This is a genomic window from Kitasatospora sp. NPDC058190 (assembly GCF_042883685.1).
Lineage (GTDB): Bacteria > Actinomycetota > Actinomycetes > Streptomycetales > Streptomycetaceae > Kitasatospora.
Window position 1 is genome coordinate 20,088 of the sequence record NZ_JBHVVI010000013.1, and the last position, 18,546, is coordinate 38,633.

General features: G+C 71.8%; 14 protein-coding genes. 6 read left to right on the forward strand and 8 right to left on the reverse strand.

Annotation, left to right across the window (positions count from 1 at the left end; all coding sequences use genetic code 11):
- The first annotated feature begins 25 nt into the window (after positions 1-25).
- The 3 genes from pta (at position 26) to pyk (ending at position 5,007) form a co-directional block, all read left to right on the forward strand.
- Positions 26-2,161 carry a phosphate acetyltransferase gene (gene pta / locus ACFVWU_RS08485; protein ID WP_387617114.1) on the forward strand — a complete coding sequence of 712 codons (2,136 nt, stop codon included), beginning with the start codon at positions 26-28 and terminating at the stop codon, positions 2,159-2,161.
- Between the two features lie 100 nt (positions 2,162-2,261).
- Entirely contained in the window at positions 2,262-3,485 is a 1,224-nt protein-coding gene (locus tag ACFVWU_RS08490) for an acetate kinase (RefSeq protein WP_387617116.1), read from the forward strand.
- Positions 3,486-3,579: 94 nt separating this feature from the next.
- Positions 3,580-5,007, forward strand: a complete 1,428-nt coding sequence (gene pyk / locus ACFVWU_RS08495; RefSeq protein ID WP_387617118.1) for a pyruvate kinase — start codon at positions 3,580-3,582, stop codon at positions 5,005-5,007.
- A gap of 85 nt (positions 5,008-5,092) precedes the next feature.
- Here the strand turns inward: pyk and ACFVWU_RS08500 are convergent, their stop codons facing one another.
- The 4 genes from ACFVWU_RS08500 to ACFVWU_RS08515 form a co-directional block, all read right to left on the reverse strand.
- Positions 5,093-6,571, reverse strand: a complete 1,479-nt coding sequence (locus ACFVWU_RS08500) for a hypothetical protein (protein WP_387617120.1) — start codon at positions 6,569-6,571, stop codon at positions 5,093-5,095.
- Entirely contained in the window at positions 6,568-7,251 is a 684-nt protein-coding gene (locus tag ACFVWU_RS08505) for a DUF6114 domain-containing protein (protein WP_387617122.1), read from the reverse strand. The genes ACFVWU_RS08500 and ACFVWU_RS08505 overlap by 4 nt, the downstream gene beginning before the upstream one ends.
- A gap of 152 nt (positions 7,252-7,403) precedes the next feature.
- Positions 7,404-8,075 (reverse strand): DUF6230 family protein, encoded by a 672-nt coding sequence (locus ACFVWU_RS08510; protein ID WP_387617124.1) that lies wholly within the window; start codon positions 8,073-8,075, stop codon positions 7,404-7,406.
- A gap of 726 nt (positions 8,076-8,801) precedes the next feature.
- The gene (locus ACFVWU_RS08515) at positions 8,802-9,797 is read right to left on the reverse strand and encodes a tetratricopeptide repeat protein (RefSeq protein WP_387617126.1); all 996 of its coding nucleotides are present in this window, start codon (positions 9,795-9,797) and stop codon (positions 8,802-8,804) included.
- A 366-nt stretch (positions 9,798-10,163) separates the two neighbouring features.
- On the opposite strand from ACFVWU_RS08515, the gene ACFVWU_RS08520 reads away from it, so the two are divergent.
- Positions 10,164-10,850, forward strand: coding sequence for a TetR/AcrR family transcriptional regulator (locus ACFVWU_RS08520; RefSeq protein WP_387617128.1), 687 nt, complete (start codon positions 10,164-10,166; stop codon positions 10,848-10,850).
- Positions 10,851-11,063: 213 nt separating this feature from the next.
- Here ACFVWU_RS08520 and ACFVWU_RS08525 read toward each other — a convergent pair whose 3' ends face one another.
- The 3 genes from ACFVWU_RS08525 to ACFVWU_RS08535 form a co-directional block, all read right to left on the reverse strand.
- Positions 11,064-12,749 carry a methylmalonyl-CoA mutase gene (locus ACFVWU_RS08525; RefSeq protein WP_387617130.1) on the reverse strand — a complete coding sequence of 562 codons (1,686 nt, stop codon included), beginning with the start codon at positions 12,747-12,749 and terminating at the stop codon, positions 11,064-11,066.
- 182 nt (positions 12,750-12,931) lie between these two features.
- Positions 12,932-13,273: a DUF3817 domain-containing protein gene (locus ACFVWU_RS08530; RefSeq protein ID WP_387617132.1), complete on the reverse strand. Its 342-nt coding sequence runs from the start codon at positions 13,271-13,273 to the stop codon at positions 12,932-12,934.
- Positions 13,274-13,349: 76 nt separating this feature from the next.
- Positions 13,350-13,886, reverse strand: coding sequence for a MarR family winged helix-turn-helix transcriptional regulator (locus tag ACFVWU_RS08535; protein ID WP_387617134.1), 537 nt, complete (start codon positions 13,884-13,886; stop codon positions 13,350-13,352).
- A 497-nt stretch (positions 13,887-14,383) separates the two neighbouring features.
- Here ACFVWU_RS08535 and ACFVWU_RS08540 point away from each other — a divergent pair, with 497 nt between their 5' ends.
- Complete coding sequence (locus tag ACFVWU_RS08540; RefSeq protein WP_387617136.1) at positions 14,384-16,012, forward strand: M4 family metallopeptidase; 1,629 nt, start codon at positions 14,384-14,386, stop codon at positions 16,010-16,012.
- Positions 16,013-16,451: 439 nt separating this feature from the next.
- A complete protein-coding gene (locus ACFVWU_RS08545; RefSeq protein ID WP_387617138.1) occupies positions 16,452-18,083 on the forward strand; it encodes a M4 family metallopeptidase in 1,632 nt (543 codons plus the stop codon).
- A 115-nt stretch (positions 18,084-18,198) separates the two neighbouring features.
- On the opposite strand, the gene ACFVWU_RS08550 is transcribed toward ACFVWU_RS08545, so the two are convergent.
- Positions 18,199-18,522 carry a DUF3817 domain-containing protein gene (locus ACFVWU_RS08550; protein WP_387617139.1) on the reverse strand — a complete coding sequence of 108 codons (324 nt, stop codon included), beginning with the start codon at positions 18,520-18,522 and terminating at the stop codon, positions 18,199-18,201.
- Between the last annotated feature and the right edge of the window lie 24 nt (positions 18,523-18,546).

An 18,546-nucleotide genomic window follows, 5' to 3' on the forward strand; every position in this document is an offset into this window, starting at 1 on the left:
GAGGCGACGGGACGGAGACATCCACGTGGCGCGCAGCGTGTACGTGACCGGCATCGACCGGGGGGACGGCCGACAGGCGGTCGAACTCGGGGTCATGGAACTGCTCACCCGCCAGGTGGACCGGGTCGGGGTGTTCCGTCCGCTGGTGCACGCGGCCGCCCCCGGCGAGCCGGGCTCGGACCACGTGGTCGAGCTGCTGCGCGGCCGCTACCGGATCGAGCTGCCCGGCTCCGAGCTGTACGGGCTCACCTACGAGGAGGCCGCCGCGCTGCAGGCCGCCCAGGGGCAGGACGAGCTGGTCTCCGCCCTGGTCGACCGCTTCCGCGCGCTGGAGCGGCGCTGCCAGGCCGTCCTGGTGCTCGGCACCGACTTCGCCGACACCAACATCCCGGACGAACTGGCCTTCAACGCCCGCCTCGCCAACGAGTTCGGCGCCGCCGTGCTGCCGGTGGTCGGCGGCCAGGGCAAGGACCCGGAGGCCGTGATCGCCGAGGTCCGCAATGCCCACCGGGCGTACACCGACCTCGGCTGCGAGACCCTGGCCATGATCGCCAACCGGACCGCCCCGAGCGCCAAGCAGCGGATCCAGCGCACCCTCACCGAGAAGCTGCCGATCCCCGCCTACGTCATCCCGGAGGAGCCGGCCCTGGCCGCGCCGACCGTCGCCCAGCTGGTCGAGGCGACCGGCGCCGAGGTGCTGCTCGGCGACGCCGCGGGCCTGGCCCGGGACGTGCGCGGCTTCGTCTTCGGCGGCGCCATGCTGCCCACCTTCCTGGACGCGCTGACCGAGGGCGCCCTGGTGGTCACCCCCGGGGACCGCGCCGACCTGGTGGTCGGCTCGCTGGCCGCCCACGCGGCCGGCGCCCCGCCGATCGCCGGCGTACTGCTGACCCTCGGCCAGCACCCCGGCCCCAACGTCATGGCGCTGGCCGCCCGGCTCGCCCCCGGCACCCCGGTCGCGGTCGTCCCCGAGGGCAGCTGGCCCACCGCCGCCACCCTGACCCACCTGGAGGGCGCGCTCACCGCGGCCAGCCCCCGGAAGGCCGAGATCGCCCTCGGCCTGTTCGAACTGCACGTCGACACGGCCGAGTTGACGAACCGGATCGAGGTCGGCCGGTCCGAGCGGGTCACCCCGATGATGTTCGAGCACGAGCTGCTGGAGCGCGCCCGGGCCGGCCGCCGGCACGTCGTCCTGCCCGAGGGCACCGAGGAGCGGGTGCTGCGCGCGGCCGAGATCCTGCTGCGTCGCAACATCTGCGACCTCACCCTGCTCGGCGAGATCGACGCGGTGCGCCGCAAGGCCGCGAGCCTGGGCATCGACCTGCCGCAGGCCGGGGCAGAACCGGGCGCCGACCGTGCCCAGGTCCGGATCGTCGACCCGGCCACCAGTCCGCTGCGCCGGCAGTTCGCCGAGCTGTACGCCCGGCTGCGCGGCCACAAGGGGATGACCGTCGAACTGGCCCTGGACGTGGTCACCGACGTCTCCTACTTCGGCACCCTGATGGTCCAGGAGGGCATCGCCGACGGCATGGTCTCCGGCGCGGTGCACTCCACCGCGGCGACCATCCGGCCCGCCTTCGAGGTGATCAAGACCTCGCCGGGCGCCTCGATCGTCTCCTCCGTCTTCTTCATGTGCCTGGCCGACAAGGTGCTGGTGTACGGCGACTGCGCGGTCAACCCCGACCCGGACGCCCAGCAGCTGGCCGACATCGCGATCCAGTCCGCCGCCACCGCCGCCCAGTTCGGGGTGGAGCCGCGGGTCGCGATGCTCTCCTACTCCACCGGCACCTCCGGCTCGGGCGCGGACGTCGACAAGGTCCGCAAGGCCACCGAGCTGGTCCGCGAGCTGCGCCCGGACATCCTGGTCGAGGGCCCGATCCAGTACGACGCGGCGGTGGACGAGCTCGTCGCCGCCACCAAGCTGCCGGGCTCGCCGGTGGCCGGGCGGGCGACCGTGCTGATCTTCCCGGACCTCAACACCGGCAACAACACCTACAAGGCCGTCCAGCGCTCGGCCGGCGCGGTCGCGGTCGGCCCGGTGCTGCAGGGACTGCGCAAGCCCGTCAACGACCTCTCGCGCGGGGCGCTGGTGCAGGACATCGTCAACACCGTCGCGATCACCGCCATCCAGTCCCAGGACGACAAGGAGCCGCGGGCATGAGCGAGCGCAGCATGGGGGTCCCCCCGGCCGAAGGCTGGGGGAGAATCACCAGCAGGTGCGCGTTTCGCGAAGCGACCGCCGAGCGCAGCGAGGTGGGCGCATGAGCGAGGGAACGCGCGTTCTGGTTCTCAACGCCGGCTCCTCGTCGGTGAAGTACCAGCTGATCGACATGCTGGACGGCGCCAAGCTGGCCTCCGGGCTGGTCGAGCGGATCGGCGAGTCGAGCGGCCGGCTGGCGCACACCCCGCGTGCGGGCGAGCGGCGCGAGGTGCTGCAGGTCTTCCCGGACCACTCGGCCGCGCTGAAGGCCGTCGCCGAGGAGCTGGCCGCCGACGGCCTCGGGCTGGACTCCCCCGAGCTGGCCGCGATCGGCCACCGGGTGGTGCACGGCGGCAAGCGGTTCACCGAGCCGACCGTGATCACCGACGAGGTGCTCAAGGAGATCCGCCGGCTGATCCCGGTCGCGCCGCTGCACAACCCGGCCAACATCACCGGCATCGAGGTGGCCCGCGCGCTGCGGCCCGACCTGCCGCAGGTGGCCGTCTTCGACACCGCCTTCCACGCGTCGATGCCCGAGTACTCGGCCCGGTACGCGATCGACAAGGCCGTGGCCGACGAGCACCGGGTGCGCCGCTACGGCTTCCACGGCACCTCGCACCAGTACGTCTCGCGGGCCACCGCCCGGCTGCTCGGCAAGGACCCGGCCGAGGTCAACGTGATCGTGCTGCACCTGGGCAACGGCGCCTCCGCCTCGGCGGTCAGCGGCGGGCGCTGCGTGGACACCTCGATGGGCCTGACCCCGCTGGAGGGTCTGGTCATGGGCACCCGTTCGGGTGACATCGACGCCGGCGTGGTGTTCCACCTGCACCGGGTCGGCGGGCTGTCCGTCGATGAGATCGACGACCTGCTCAACCGCCGCAGCGGCCTGCGCGGCCTGTGCGGCGAGAACGACATGCGCGAGATCATGCGCCGGGCCGACGAGGGGGACGCGGACGCGAAGCTCGCCTTCGACAGCTACGTCCACCGGCTGCGCAAGTACATCGGCGGCTACTACGCGGTGCTCGGCCGGGTGGACGCGATCGCGTTCACCGCGGGCGTCGGGGAGAACGCGGCGCCGGTGCGCGCGGCGGCCACCGCCGGGCTGGACGAGCTGGGCATCGCCGTGGACCCGGAGCTGAACTCGGTGCGCTCCGGCGAGCCCCGGATCATCTCGCCCGCGTACGCCCGGGTGGCGGTCGCGGTGGTGCCCACCGACGAGGAGCTGGAGATCGCCCGACAGGCCTTCGCCCTGGTGCACCTGGAGGGGGAGATGTCCGAGGACTGACACACCGTCGTCTCGCTCCTCGGAATCCTTCGTCGGCGATTCCCCACGATTCGTGCCGAATGCACCTATAACACGAACGGATAGACTGATCCATATGCGCCGAGCGAAAATTGTCTGCACCCTGGGTCCGGCGACGGACTCCTACGAACAGCTGAAGGCCATCGTCGAGGCGGGCATGAACGTCGCCCGACTGAACATGAGCCACGGCAACCACGCGGACCACGAGGAGCGGTTCCGAAAGGTCCGCCAGGTCTCGGAGGACACCGGCAAGGCCATCGGCGTCCTGGCCGACCTCCAGGGTCCCAAGATCCGTCTGGCGACCTTCGCCAACGGACCGGTGACCGTCGACAACGGCGACGAGTTCACCATCACCACCGAGGATGTCCCCGGTGACCAGCACATCTGCGGTACCACCTACAAGGGCCTGCCCGGCGACGTGAAGCCCGGCGACCCGATCCTGATCAACGACGGCGTCATCGCCCTGGAGGTCGTCAGCGTCGACGGCCCGCGGGTGAAGACCGTAGTGGTCGAGGGCGGCGTGCTCTCGAACAACAAGGGCATCAACCTGCCCGGCGCGGCCGTGAACGTGCCCGCCCTGTCCGAGAAGGACAAGGAGGACCTGCGCTTCGCGCTGCGTCTGGGCGTCGACATGGTCGCCCTGTCCTTCGTCCGCAACGCGGACGACATCAAGGACGTCCACGAGGTCATGGACGAGGTCGGCATCCGGGTGCCGGTCATCGCCAAGATCGAGAAGCCGCAGGCCGTCGAGGCCATGGAGGAGATCGTCCTCGCCTTCGACGCCATCATGGTCGCCCGCGGCGACCTGGCCGTGGAGTACCCGCTGGAGCGGGTGCCGCTGGTCCAGAAGCAGCTGATCACCCTGGCCCGCCGCAACGCCAAGCCGGTCATCGTCGCCACCCAGATGATGGAGTCGATGATCCACGCCAGCCGCCCGACCCGCGCCGAGGTCTCCGACGTCGCGAACGCCATCCTGGACGGCACCGACGCGGTGATGCTCTCCGCCGAGTCCAGCGTCGGCAAGTACCCGGTCGAGACCGTCCGCACCATGAGCCGGATCTGCGAGAAGGCCGAGGAGGAGCTGGTCTCCCAGGGCCTCCAGCCGCTCAACCCGGGCCGCAAGCCGCGCACCCAGGGCGGTTCGGTCGCCCGCGCCGCGTGCGAGCTGGGCGACTTCCTGAACGGCAAGGCGCTGATCGCGTTCACCAAGTCCGGTGACACCGCGCGTCGGCTGTCCCGCTACCGCTCGCCGATCCCGGTGATCGCGTTCACCCCGGACTCGGCCACCCGCAACCAGCTCTCGCTGAGCTGGGGCGTCGAGTCGTACGTCACCGAGCAGGTGGCCACCACCGACGCGATGGTCGCGCAGGTCGACCGCGAGCTGCTGAAGATGGGCGCCCTGAGCGAGGGCGACACCGTCATCGTCACCGCCGGTGTCCCGGTCGGCATCCCCGGCACCACCAACATGGTGCAGGTGCACCGCCTGGGCAGCCACGGCGAGTGACGCTCCGCTCGTACGAACGCCGGTGGGGCGGTCTCCTGAACGGGAGGGCCGCCCCACCGGCGTTTCGGCGTCCGCTACGTGCCGCCTACTTGTCGCTGTAGGGGGCGTCGTCGTTGAACATGTGCATCCCGGGGATGTGCAGGGTGCCGCCGAACTGGCCGGCCTGCTTGGCGGTGACCCCGGTCAGCTCCAGGTCCAGCGGGATGGGGATGGCGCCGATCAGGTCGTACAGCCAGCGCGGCAGGGTGTCCGGGGTGAGGGTGATCTCGCCCAGGTCGATCGGGATCGGCAGGCCGAGCAGCTTGGACAGGTGGCCGGAGAGCCGCTCCACGTACATGGTGACCGGGCCGTTGCGCATGGTCGAGGTCGAGCCCGGGGCGCCCTGGACGTGGAAGGTGACGCCGTTGCCCTCCAGGGTCGACATGTCGAGGTTCTCGATGTCCACGCTGTCGACCACGAACTTCAGCACCCGTTTGGTGCCGGTCGGGGTCCTCACGTCGTAGACGCCGTGGAACACCGCGCCGTGCAGGCCGAGCCGACTGGTCTGCAGCGTCCAGTTCTGCTGCGGGACGACGTCCCCCGAGGAGGCCGCGCCGGCGGTCAGGTTCCGGGCGTCCACCGCGCAGTTGGGGTCCGCGGTGGGCGAGGCGGACGGCGTGCCCGAGGCGCTCGTGCCGGGCGTGGGCGTCGCGGAGGCGCCGGCCGAGGGGGTCGCGGACGGGGCCGCCTTGGGGCTCGCCTTGCCGGTCGGCGCGGTGGCGGCCGGCGAGGGCTGCCCGCCGGCGGGCCGGCCGCCCGAGGACGGCGCGGCGGGCGGCGCGGCCTGCTGGGTGCCGACGGCCGGGGCCTGCGGCTGGGCCGGTTGCGCCGGGGTGCCGACCCGCGGGGCCGGGGCGGCCGGGGCCTGGGGGCCCGACGCGGGGGCGCCCGGCGCGGGGGTGGCGGTCGGGGTGGCACTCGGTGTCGGGCTGGCCGAAGCACCCGGGTTCAGCAGGTGGTTGATGCCGCCGACGATGTCGTCGATCAGTCCGGCCTGGCTCGCGGTGGCCGTGCCGTTGCCGGTGCCCTGGTAGACGGCGCTCACCGCACCCGAACCGCCGGTGTCGACGGAACGGACCACGGGCGGCTTCACCGGCGCGGTGGACGTCGTGGCGGCCGGCGGCTTCACCGGCGCGGTGGTCGGCGTCTGGGTGGGCACCGAGCTCGGGCCGGTCGAGGGCGCCGCGGTGGCCCCGGCGGTCGGAGCCGCCGTCGGCGCCGTACCGGGCGTGTCGGACGGGCCGGGCGGCGGCGCGGGCAGCTCGCTCTTGGGGACGGGCGTCTCGATCGGCGCGACGTCCGGGACGGCGGCGGGCGCGGTGGGGCACGGCTTGCCCGCCGCGGACTCGGCGACCGCCGGGTTGGGCGTGTAGGCGGCGGCCATCAGCAGCGCGGTCGGCACCGCCGCCATCGCCAGCGCGCGGCCTCTCAGCCGGACCCGGACCGACGTGCGCGGCGCCGCGTGTCTGCCGGAGCGCTGTGCGGGGACGGCCGTGCCCTCTGCTTGCTCGGCCGGCCCGCTCACCGCGCCTCCTCCTGGTCCCCGGCACCGCCCTGCTGCGGAACGGCCGCCTCGGCGGCGGGCTCGGCCGCCGCAGGCTCCTTGGGCGCGCCCTGGGCGGGCAGCTTCGCGGTGGGCGCCTCGGCGGCGGGCTCGGCGCCCTTCACAGCGGCCTCGGCGGCGGGGTCGGCATCAGCGGCCACGGCGGGCTCGGTGGCGACGCTCTCCGCCACCGCGTTGCCCGCCGCCTTCTCGGCCCGGCGCGCACGCCGTCCGCCGGCCGGCTGGGTGGACGGCTCCGGCAGCGGCGCCCAGGAGACCATCAGCCCGCCGCCGATCAGGCCGGGCAGCAGCGCCAGTCCGAAGCCCGCCAGGTTGGAGACCGGGATCGAGACCAGGGTCAGCAGGATGGTCGCGATGCCGCCGAAGACCCGTACGGCGGGCTGGAACCAGGCGGTCGCGCCGAGGATGATCATCAGCACCCCGATGATCAGCGATCCGGCACCCGCGGTGGTGGACATCGCGATGGTCAGCCCGCCGAACGTGAGGTGCGCGTACGGGAAGTAGAGGATCGGGACGCCGGCGATCATGGCCAGCAGACCGCCCCAGAAGGGCCTGGTGCGGCGGAATTCGCGGAAGTGTCGCCACAGCCACCCGATGGGGTTCTGCTGGCGGGGCCGCGTCTCGACCGTTGCGCTGGACATGGTGCAACTCCTCGACGTCGCTACGAGGGAAGAACAAAAGGGGGGTGGGCCGGGAACGGCGGTCGCCCGCCGCCCCCGGCCCCAGGTGGACCCGTCGTCCCGGCACACCGGGCGGCGTGCCGTCGGACGGGGTCCGGAACGTCAGTCGAGACTCAGAAGCACTCGTTGCCCGCGCCGTCGCCGCTCTTCAGCGCGAGGTTCAGGCCGTTCAGCTTGAAGGTGCCGGCCGAGGTGGCCCGCGCGGTCTGCTGAACGCCGCTCAGGTCGGCGACCTTGGCGGACTGGGCGAAACCGGTCGGACCGGTCGGCAGGCCGGCGCCGCCGCCCGCCTTGGTGACGCCGGCGTGCGGGGCCCAGCCCTGGGTGGCCGAGCCGGACAGGGTGGAGGCGTCCTGACCGATGTTGATGTTGGTGAAGGTCGCGTCCGCCTTCAGCTGCTCCAGGTCGATCAGCAGGTTGTCGGCCTGAACCGGCTTGCCCGCCTCGGTGCCGGCGTGCAGCTGCAGGGTGATCTTGCCCAGGCCGAACGCGGACAGGTCGGTCACCACCGACTGGCACAGGTTGGTGATGTCGGCGTGGTCGAAGGCCGAGACCGCGACCGGGTGCGGCTTGCCGTTCGCCTCGATGTCGACGGAGCCGAACTGGGCGAAGTTGGTGCCGTGCAGCTGGTCGGTGCTGACCTTGAACTGCTGGCCGGAAATGCTGAACGAGGCGGCGAGCGCGCTGTTGGCGATCGAGACGCCGACCATCGCGGTGGCCGCGACGCTCGGCACCATCACCAGGGCGAAGCGCTTCCAGCGGGTCTTGCCGTAGGTCTTGGACATGCGAGTCCTCCTTCTAGGACGTACATCTCCGGCTCCCCGGCGGCGCGTCCCGCGCCGGTGGGGGCCTGGGATGGGAGAGAGCTACGTCCTCGGTAGCGGAGAGCGCCTTGGGCGTCGTCGGACGCGGGAGCGGCCGGCGCAACGCGGCACTCCCGTCCCGATACCGGCCGTCCTTGCGGGACGACGGGTCGGACCGACGACATCGGCGATCACCCCCGAGCGACAACCAGCGACCGCGCAGGGCCGCGCGGCCGGTCGAGGACAGGAACCGCCGTGGGACCGCGGATACCCCCCTGCCCTCCCTACCGCCGACCGGGGCCGACGGATCACCCGGTGGGGATCCCGCACTCCGCGTTGGCCGACCGGCTGTCGGTGGGTGTGGAGTCTGGGACCGGGCGTGGCCGATCGTGCTTGAATCCCGGGCGAAGCACAAGGGGTGCCTTACTGACGGGTAATGCAACAGCAGGTGGCGTTGATCATGAAAACGTCCAGAATTACACCCTGCGTGACGCCTTGAAGAAATCGTGGCGACGAAATCCGCCGGAAACACCAGCGAAACACCCGCGGGTGGTCACTGAACGTGACCACCCGCGGGTGAAATCAAGATTTGGTAAACGTCTGTCCGGTTGACCGGATTGTCGCCAAATCTCCAGCGACACCGCAGGTCATCCGCCGTGCCAGGCACCCGGTGCCAGGCAGCCCGGCAGGACCCGGCCGGTACCGGACTCAGAAGAGCACGCGGGCCAGCGCCGTCCGGGCCGCGACGACCCGCGGGTCCTCGGCGCCGATCACCTCGAACAGCTTCAGCAGGCGCAGCCGGGCGGTGTCCCGGTCCTCGCCGAAGGTCCGGCCGACGGTGTCCACCAGGCGCCCGAAGGCGTCCTCGACGTGACCGCCCACCAGGTCCAGGTCGGCCGCCCGCAGCTGGGCCTCGACGTCCTTCGGGTCGGCGGCGGCCGCTGCCCGGACCGTCTGCAGGTCCAGGCCCTCGACCCGCTGCAGCAGCTCCGCCTGGGCCAGGCCCAGCTTGGCCTCGGTGTTGCCCGGCTGGTCGGTCAGCACGTTCTTGTACGCCTGGATGGCACCGCCCAGATCGCCGGCGTCCAGCGCGTCGTGCGCGGCGGCCAGCGCCGGGTCCTCGGGCCGCTGCGGGGCGGCGTCCGGGGCCTCACCCGGGGCGACCGCGCCGCCGGAGATGCCGAAGCGCTGCTCGGCGACCAGGATCAGCTGGTCCAGCACCTTGCGGATGTTGGCGGCGCTCTCCGCGCCCTGGAACAGCGGCACCAACTGGCCGGCCACCACGGCCATCACGGCCGGGATGCCCTGGATGCCGAACTGCTGGGCGATCAGCTGGTTGGCGTCCACGTCGATCTTGGCGAGCACGAAGCGGCCGGCGTACTCCTCGGCCAGGCCCTCCAGGATCGGGCTGAGCTGCTTGCAGGGGCCGCACCACTCGGCCCAGAAGTCGATGACGACCGGCACCTCGGCGGAGCGCTGGACGACCTCGGTCTCGAAGGTGTCCTCGGTGACGTCGATGACGAGCTGGTAGGCGGCGGACTGGTCGGGGGCGACTCCGGCCGCTTCGGCGGCGGCCGCCTGACGGGCCCGCTCGACCCGGGCCTGCTCGGCCTTCTGGGCGGCCTCGCCGGCCGCCTTCACTGCGGCGAGGTCGACCGCGCCGCGCAGGGCGGAGCTGTTGAGACGCGAATTCCGTGGCTGCATGGCACCATCCTCCCCCGTCCGCGCTGCCCGCGGGCACCAACCTCCGGAAAGTCGCCCCGCGCGGGCTGCGCGGCGACGGGTTTCCGGGCGGTGCGCCCCTTCCCCGGTAGCCTGAACCGTTCGGCGCGGATCCCCACCCGCACCCGCGCCGCCCCCGTCCCACGGGATGCGGCGCCTGGTTGTCACTGCTTTCGCTACAGGTCGTAGCGTAACTGGAGCCGGTGCCCCGACCGCAAGCCCAACCTGCGCTTCGGGGACGTGACCTGCCCCACTTTCCCGACCCGCCCGGCTGCCCGAATCGGCGAACAGTCGCTACCGTTGCCAGCCCCACCCAAGTTACTTACCAGTAAAGCGCAAGGAGACCCGGTGCCGGCCGCCCAGCCCCCCGCGAGCCCGGACAGCACGAGCCCGGACAGCACGGTCCGGGGCAGCACAGTCCAGGAGGGGACGAACGCGTCCCGGGCCAAGGGCCGCCCGCGCAGCGCCGCCGCCGACCTCGCGATCCTCGACGCCACCCGCGAAGCCCTGGCCGAACTCGGCTGGGGCGGACTGACCATGGGCCACGTGGCCACCCGCGCCAAGGTCGCCAAGACCACCCTCTACCGCCGCTGGCCGTCCAAGAACGAGCTCGTGGTGGACGCCGTCGCCAGCCTCTTCGACGAACTGGTGATGCCCGACCTCGGCAACCTGCGGGCCGACATCGAGGCCGTGGTGACCCAGTTCGCCGACCTGCTGGCCCGCCCGGAGACCCAGGCCGCGCTGCTCGCGCTGTTCGCCGAGGGCATCCGCGACCCGCTGCTGCACCGCCGGATCCGCGAGGCGATCGTGGACCCGCAGAAGCACCTGGTCCGGCAGGGCCGGGCGGCCGCCCAGGCGCGCGGCGAACTCGAACCGGACACCGACGCCGAGTCGGCCCGCGAGGAGGTCGACATCATCTTCGACACCATCGCGGGCACCGTCGAGCACCGCGTCCTGGTCAGCGGCGAGCCGATCACCCCCGAGTGGACCCGCCGCTTCACCGACCTGCTGCTCGGACCGCTCACCACCGGCTGACCGACCCGGCCGAGGACACGGCGGAGCCGCCGTACGGCACTCCGTACGGCGGCTGTTACTCGCCCGCTCGGCTGTTACTCGCCCACTCGTCTCCGGGGCGCTCCGGCCCGGTGCCGACGGTCGGCGCTCCGGCGCTCGTTCCTCGCTGGTCGCTCCTCCCTTTCGACACCGGCGCGCCCCTTCGACTCGGGGCGGGATCGGCCGTTCAGGCCATCAGAACGCCGCGTTCTCCTGGTACGTCCCCCACTCCTGCCGCAGCGCGTTGCAGATCTCGCCGAGCGTCGCCTCGGCGCGCACCGCGTCCAGCATCGGCGGGATCATCGACTCGCCCGAGCGCGCCGCCGCCAGCATGGCGTCCAGCCCGGCCCGCACCGCCGCCTCGTCCCGGGCCGCCTTGCGCTCGCCCAGCACCCGCACCTGCTCGCGCTCGACCTCGTGGCTGACCCGCAGGATCTCCAGGTCGGGGGTGACGCTGCGCGGGTGGCAGTTGACGCCGACCACGCGCTTCTCGCCCTTCTCCACGCCCTGCTGGTACTGGAAGGCCGCCTCGGCGATCTCGCCGGTGAACCAGCCCTCCTCGATCCCGCGCAGGATGCCGGAGGTGATCGGGCCGATCTCGTGGTCCTCGCGCCCCTTGTCGAGGATCCGCTGGAAGATCGCCTCGGCCTGCTGCTCGATCCGGTCGGTCAGCGCCTCGACGTACCAGGAACCGCCCAGCGGGTCGGCCACGTTGGTGACGCCGGTCTCCTCCATCAGCACCTGCTGGGTGCGCAGCGCGATCTCGGCGGCCTGCTCGGAGGGCAGCGCCAGGGTCTCGTCCAGCGCGTTGGTGTGCAGCGAGTTGGTGCCGCCCAGCACCGCGGAGAGCGCCTCGACGGCGGTGCGCACCACGTTGTTGTACGGCTGCTGCGCGGTGAGCGAGACGCCGGCGGTCTGGGTGTGGAAGCGCAGCCACTGCGCCTTGTCGGTCTTGGCGCCGAAGCGGTCGCGCATCCAGCGGGCCCAGATCCGGCGCGCGGCGCGGAACTTGGCGATCTCCTCGAAGAAGTCCAGGTGCGCGTCGAAGAAGAAGGACAGGCCGGGCGCGAAGACGTCCACGTCCAGGCCGCGGGACAGGCCCAGCTCGACGTAGGCGAAGCCGTCCGCGAGGGTGTACGCCAGCTCCTGCGCGGCCGTCGCCCCGGCCTCGCGGATGTGGTAGCCGGAGACCGACAGCGGCTTGTACGCGGGGATGCCCTTGGCGCAGTGCTCCATCAGGTCGCCGATCAGGCGCAGGTGCGGCTCGGGGGCGAAGAGCCACTCCTTCTGGGCGATGTACTCCTTGAAGATGTCCGTCTGCAGGGTGCCGTTGAGCACCGCCGGGTCCACGCCCTGGCGCTCGGCGGCGACCAGGTACATGCAGAAGATCGGGACGGCCGGGCCGCTGATCGTCATCGAGGTGGTGACCTCGCCGAGCGGGATGCCGTTGAACAGCACCTCCATGTCGGCGGCCGAGTCGATGGCCACGCCGCAGTGGCCGACCTCGCCGAGCGACTTCGGGTCGTCCGAGTCGTAACCCATCAGGGTGGGCATGTCGAAGGCGACCGACAGGCCTCCGCCGCCCGCGTCCAGGATCATCCGGTAGCGCTCGTTGGTCTGCTGCGCGTTGCCGAAGCCGGCGAACTGGCGGATGGTCCAGGTGCGGCCCCGGTAGCCGGTGGGGTGCAGCCCGCGGGTGAACGGGTACTCGCCCGGCCAGCCGATCCGCTCGAAGCCCTCGACGGCCTGCCCGGGGGCCGGGCCGTACACCGGCTCGACCTCGTCGCCGGAGAGGGTGGTGAAGTCCGCGTCCCGCTTGCGGGCCTTGTCGTACCGCTGCTGCCAGCGCTGCCGTCCGCGCTCGATCTCCTCGGCGTCCATGGGCCGAACTCCGCTCCGTACGGCCGCCACGGCACCGGGCGGCACAGCTATTAGGACGTCCTAGTAATTTACTCGGACGTCCTAGTAGTTGTCGATGGATACCCGCTCGACGCGAGCCCGGAAAACGACGGCGCCCCTCCCCCGCTCGGGGAAGGGGCGCCGTTTCGCGCGGTCGGCTCGGCTCAGACGCCGGCCGGCTGACGGGTGCCGTCGCCCGCCGGGAGCTTCTCGGCGGCCTCGCGGGCCACCTTGCGCTCGAAGACGAAGGAGAGGAAGGGGATGCAGCCCGCCGCCAGGGTCAGCACCAGTCGGCCCAGCGGCCACTTCAGCTTCTGCCCGAGCAGGAAGGTCACGACGAAGTACCCGATGTACAGGTAGCCGTGCAGCATCGCGACGTAGGTGGTCACGTCCTCGGCGGTGCTGAAGCCGTACTTCGCCACCATGAAGCCGCAGAACACCAGCAGAGCCACACCGGTCGCAATGGCCAGGCCGCGGTACCAGCCCAGCAGGGGGGTCGCCTTCATACTCTTCCTCGCCTCGCTCGGCAGTTTCGGCCGGTACGCCCGGATCCGCGCACCGCTCCCACGAGGGTAGCCGCCCTCACGGCCGCTCCTTCGCAGCCCCCTCGTCCGGCTCGGCGAAGTCCCCGGCCGCGATCCGCAGCGGCTTGAGCAGTTCGAACACCTGGTGGCACTGCTCGGGGCCGTACTCCTCCAGCCCGAACTCCATCGCCATGAGCTCCCGGGTGGCCTCCTCGACCACCTCGCGGCCGCGCCGGGTGATCGCGGCGAGCACGCCGCGGCCGTCCAGCGGGTTGGGGCGGCGGGCGACCAGGCCGGCCCGCTCCAGCCGGTCGACGGTGTTGGTGACGCTGGTCGGGTGGACCATCAGTCGCTCGCCGATCTTGGACAGCGAGAGCTCGCCGGTCCGGCTGAAGGTCAGCAGCACCAGCGCCTCGTACCGGGCGAAGGTCAGCCCGTACGGCTTGAGCACCGCGTCGACCCTGGAGAGCAGGATCTGGTGGGCGCGCATGATCGAGGTGATCGCCGCCATCGAGGGCACGGCGCCCCAGCGGCGGGCCCACAGTTCGTCGGCGCGGGCGATCGGGTCGAAGTCGAGTGCGAGGGGCTTGGCCACCTCCTTACCGTACCGGCGGACGGGACGTGTGCTACCAGCTGTCCTGATGGTGGACAAGTGCGACGCGTGGCGGGATCCCGCCAATCGGACGGCCAGGTCCATACCTGGACATTGCGCCGGCGTGAACGCCGGGCAACAGCCGCCCGGCGTACGGAGGTTGACCACTGAAGCCCCCAACGCCGCGCTATCAGGCCCCGGTTCGGACCGGAACCCGCTGAAAGACCGGGTAAAAAATCCCCTTTGTCCTTCCGTTCACAATCCCCTTTCTTGGCGGGACTTGGCCAATTCATGAGCAAGACCTGTCATTTGATTTGCTCGATTGTCATGCTTTCCGCCAACCCCGTTCGACAGCCACCACCCCCACCCAACCGGTGGCAGCCGCACGACCGCTCGGGGTCCTCGCACGTCAGCGCCCGTTCCGCCCCTCAGGTGCCGACCCCGGCCCCCGGGACGAGGCGCGACCGCGCCCACACGCGGTTTCCCGGAAGGACTCGTCCGTGAAGCGAAAGCTCGCCGCAGTCGCCGTACTCTCCGCCACCGCCCTGCTCACCGGCGTCGTCCAGGTCAGCGCCGCCCAGGCTGATCCCACCCCGCACGCCCGGACCGCGCAGCAGCGCGCCGACCTGATCGCGCTGGCCGACGGCCAGGCGGGCAAGGTGGCGCACGCCCTGGCCCTGGGCGGCCAGGAGCAGCTGGTGGCCAAGGACGTCGTGGTGGACGCCGACGGCTCCCGCCACTTCCGCTACGAGCGCACCTTCGCCGGGCTCCCCGTCCTGGGCGGAGACCTGGTGGTGCACCAGAAGGCGGACGGCTCGACCACCGCCGTGGACAAGGCCGTCGGCGCGCAGCTCGCCCTGCCGAGCCTCACCCCGCAGATCCCGGCGGACAAGGCCGCCGCCCAGGCGACCGGCGCCGTGCAGTCCACCGTCGGCATCACCGTCGACGAGGACGAGTCCCCGCTGACCGAGGTGCACCAGGCCGGCAAGGCCGAGCTGGTCGTCTGGGCCACCGACGGCAACCCGCGCCTGGCCTACCGCACCACCGTCGAGGGCCTGCGGGCCGACGGCACCCCGAGCAGCCAGCTGCTGGTCACCGACGCCGCCACCGGTCAGGTGCTCTCCACCCACGAGCAGGTGCAGACCGCCTCCGGCACCGGCAAGGGCGTCTTCGTCGGCAGCGTCCCGCTGACCACCACCCAGAGCGGCACCTCGTACCAGCTGAAGGACGCCACCCGCGGCGGCCAGTCCACCTTCACCCTGAAGAACAAGACCTCCGGCTCCGGCACCCTGGTCGCCAACTCGACCGACTCCTTCGGCAACGGCCTGGTCTCCAACCCGGAGTCCGCCGCCGTGGACGCCCAGTACGGCGCCGCGGCCACCTGGGACTTCTACAAGAACACCTTCGGCCGCAACGGCATCAAGAACGACGGCGTGGGCGCCACCAGCCGGGTGCACTACGGCTCCAACTACGTCAACGCGTTCTGGAGCGACAGCTGCTTCTGCATGACGTACGGCGACGGCGCGAGCAACACCCACCCGCTGACCGCGCTGGACGTGGCCGGCCACGAGATGACCCACGGCGTCACCTCCGCCACCGCGGGCCTCAACTACTCCGGCGAGTCCGGCGGCCTCAACGAGGGCACCTCGGACATCTTCGGCACCATGGTCGAGTGGTACGCCAACCTGGCCGCCGACAAGCCGGACTACCTGATCGGCGAGCAGATCAACATCAACGGTGACGGCAAGCCGCTGCGCTACATGGACCAGCCGTCCAAGGACGGCAAGTCCGCCGACTACTGGTCCTCCTCGGTCGGCAGCCTGGACGTCCACTACTCCTCGGGCGTGGCCAACCACTTCTTCTACCTGCTCGCCGAGGGCAGCGGCGCCAAGACGATCAACGGCGTCAGCTACAACAGCCCGACGTACAACGGCTCGACCCTCGCCGGCATCGGCCGGGACAAGGCCGCACAGATCTGGTACAAGGCGCTGACCACCTACTTCACCTCCACCACCAACTACGCGGGCGCCCGCACAGCGACCCTCAAGGCCGCTTCGGACCTGTACGGCGCCTCCAGCGCCGAGTACAACGCCGTCGCCGCCACCTGGAGCGCCGTCAACGTCAACTGACGTACGGCGCACGGACGCCCGGGGCCTCGCTGAAGGGCAGGCCCCGGGCGTCCGCCCATGCCCGCGCCCGAGCGCCGCGCGGCCCCGAGCCCGGGGCTCCGCCGGCCCCGGAGGCTGTCAAGGCCGACCGGCTGGCGGGGTCCCGCCAACGGGACGAACCGCGGATTCCGGGCAATGGGCGGCAGCCGAACCATCCGTCCCGGCGCTGGCGACTCCTGGCCAATCCCCGGCGGCGCCCTGTCCTTCCCCGCCACGAATTGTCATGCTTCTGACCAAGCTCCCGTCCGACGACCGCCTCCCCCACCCAGCAGGCGGTCCGTCAGAAGCCGTACGGCAGCAGCACGTCCGCGCCCTACCGCCCCAACGGCGCCAACCCCGGCGCCCCGGTACGCGGCGCGCCCGCAGGAAAGCGCGGGTCTCGTGGAAGGAACTCCCCTACGTGAAGCGAAAGCTGACCCTCCCGGCCGTACTCTCCGCCACCGCCCTGCTGGCCGGCGTCGTCCAGATCGCAGCCCTCCCCGCCGCCCAGGCCGCCACCTCCGCGCCCGACCGGGTGTCGGCCGCGCCGCTCGCCCTCGCCGCCGCCCAAGCCTCCCCGCTCGCACGGCAGTTGGACCTCGGCGGCCAGGAGCAGCTGGTCGCCAAGGACGCCCTGGTGGACGCCGACGGCACCCGGCACCTGCGCTACGAGCGGACCTACGCCGGTCTGCCGGTGCTCGGCGGCGACCTGGTCGTCCACCAGCGCCCCGACGGCTCGGTGAGCTCGGTGGACCGGGCCTTCGCCGGCCGACTGACACTGCCCACCACCACCCCGGCCCTGGCCGCCGGCCAGGCCGCCGAGCGGGCCACCGACGCGGTGCGGGCGACCGTGGGCCTGGCCGCCGACGAGGACGAGGCGGCGCTCAGCCGGGTGGACGGCGCCGGCGCGGCCGAGCTGGTGGTCTGGGCGGCCGACGGCAACCCGCGGCTGGCCCACCGTACGGTGGTGCGCGGCGAGCGGACCGACGGAACCCCGAGCAGCCAGCAGGTGGTCACCGACGCGGCGACCGGCGAACCGCTCTCCACCCACGAGGAGTTCCAGACCGCGACCGGCACCGGCAAGGGCGTCAACGTCGGCAGCGTACCGCTGACCACCACCCAGAGCGGCTCGACCTACTCGCTCAAGGACGCCACCCGCGGCAACCAGTCCACCACCGACCTCAAGGGCGCCACCTCGGGCAGCGGTTCGCTCTTCACCAGCACCAGCAACAGCTGGGGCAACGGCCTGGCCTCCAACCGCCAGTCCGCTGCCGTGGACGCCCAGTTCGGCGCGGCGACCACCTGGGACTACTACAAGAAGACGTTCAACCGCAACGGCATCAAGAACAACGGCGTCGGCGCGACCAGCCGGGTGCACTACGGCTCCAACTACGTCAACGCGTTCTGGAACGACTCCTGCTTCTGCATGACGTACGGCGACGGCTCCGGCAACACCCACCCGCTGACCGCCATCGACGTCTCCGGCCACGAGATGACCCACGGCGTCACCTCCGCCACCGCCGGACTCAACTACTCCGGCGAGTCCGGCGGCCTCAACGAGGCCACCTCGGACATCTTCGGCACCATGGTCGAGTGGTACGCCAACCTGCCGGCCAACCCGCCGAACTACTGGATCGGCGAGAAGCTCAACCTCTTCGGCAACGGCAAGCCGCTGCGCTACATGGACAAGCCCTCCCTGGACGGCCAGTCCGCGGACTCCTGGTACTCCGGCGTCGGCAACCTGGACGTGCACTACTCGTCCGGCGTCGCCAACCACTTCTTCTACCTGCTCGCCGAGGGCAGCGGCGCCAGGAGCATCAACGGCTACAACTACAACAGCCCGACCTCGAACGGCTCGAAGGTGACCGGCATCGGGCGGGACAAGGCTGCCGCGATCTGGTACCGCGCGCTGACCGTCTACTTCACCTCCACCACCAACTACAAGGCCGCCCGCACCGCGACCCTGAAGGCCGCGGCCGACCTGTACGGCGGCACGGCCGGCGCCGAGTACAAGGCGGTGGCGGCGGCCTGGAGCGGGGTCAACGTCAACTAGACCCCGTCAACCGGGCCCCCGCCCTGGACCACTCCCGGCAAGAAACGGCGACAGGCTGCCGCGGCCCTTTGGGAGAGGAGGCCGTGGCAGCCTGTCGACCGTCCACGCGTTCGCGTCAGGCGGCGGCGGTGGCGGCGGCGGGCTTCAGCTCGCCGCGCTCCTCGCGGCCGAGCATCCGCTCGGCGAAGAAGCCACCGAGCGGCAGCACCGAGAGCACGAGCAGCAGGACGCCGCGCTTGGCGTCCCACTTCTGCGCCTGCCAGGCCTGGATCCAGAAGATCACGTAGAGGATGAAGAGGATCCCGTGGACCATGCCCATCACCGGCACGGCGTCGAAGGACGTGGTCCGCTTCAGCACCGAGCAGATCAGCAGCAGGACGAAGGAGATCCCCTCGGGAGCGGAGACCAGGCGCAGGCGGTGGACGGCGCTGCTGTTCACGTTGGATACCTCAATACGGGGGTC

Excerpts from the sequence above, each read along its gene's own strand:
- pyk (WP_387617118.1), top strand. The coding sequence starts at position 3,580 with ATGCGCCGAGCGAAAATTGTCTGCACCCTGGGTCCGGCGACGGACTCC.
- ACFVWU_RS08510 (WP_387617124.1), bottom strand. The coding sequence starts at position 8,075 with ATGTCCAAGACCTACGGCAAGACCCGCTGGAAGCGCTTCGCCCTGGTG.
- ACFVWU_RS08515 (WP_387617126.1), bottom strand. The coding sequence starts at position 9,797 with ATGCAGCCACGGAATTCGCGTCTCAACAGCTCCGCCCTGCGCGGCGCG.
- ACFVWU_RS08525 (WP_387617130.1), bottom strand. The coding sequence starts at position 12,749 with ATGGACGCCGAGGAGATCGAGCGCGGACGGCAGCGCTGGCAGCAGCGG.
- ACFVWU_RS08530 (WP_387617132.1), bottom strand. The coding sequence starts at position 13,273 with ATGAAGGCGACCCCCCTGCTGGGCTGGTACCGCGGCCTGGCCATTGCG.
- ACFVWU_RS08490 (WP_387617116.1), top strand. The coding sequence starts at position 2,262 with ATGAGCGAGGGAACGCGCGTTCTGGTTCTCAACGCCGGCTCCTCGTCG.
- ACFVWU_RS08505 (WP_387617122.1), bottom strand. The coding sequence starts at position 7,251 with ATGTCCAGCGCAACGGTCGAGACGCGGCCCCGCCAGCAGAACCCCATC.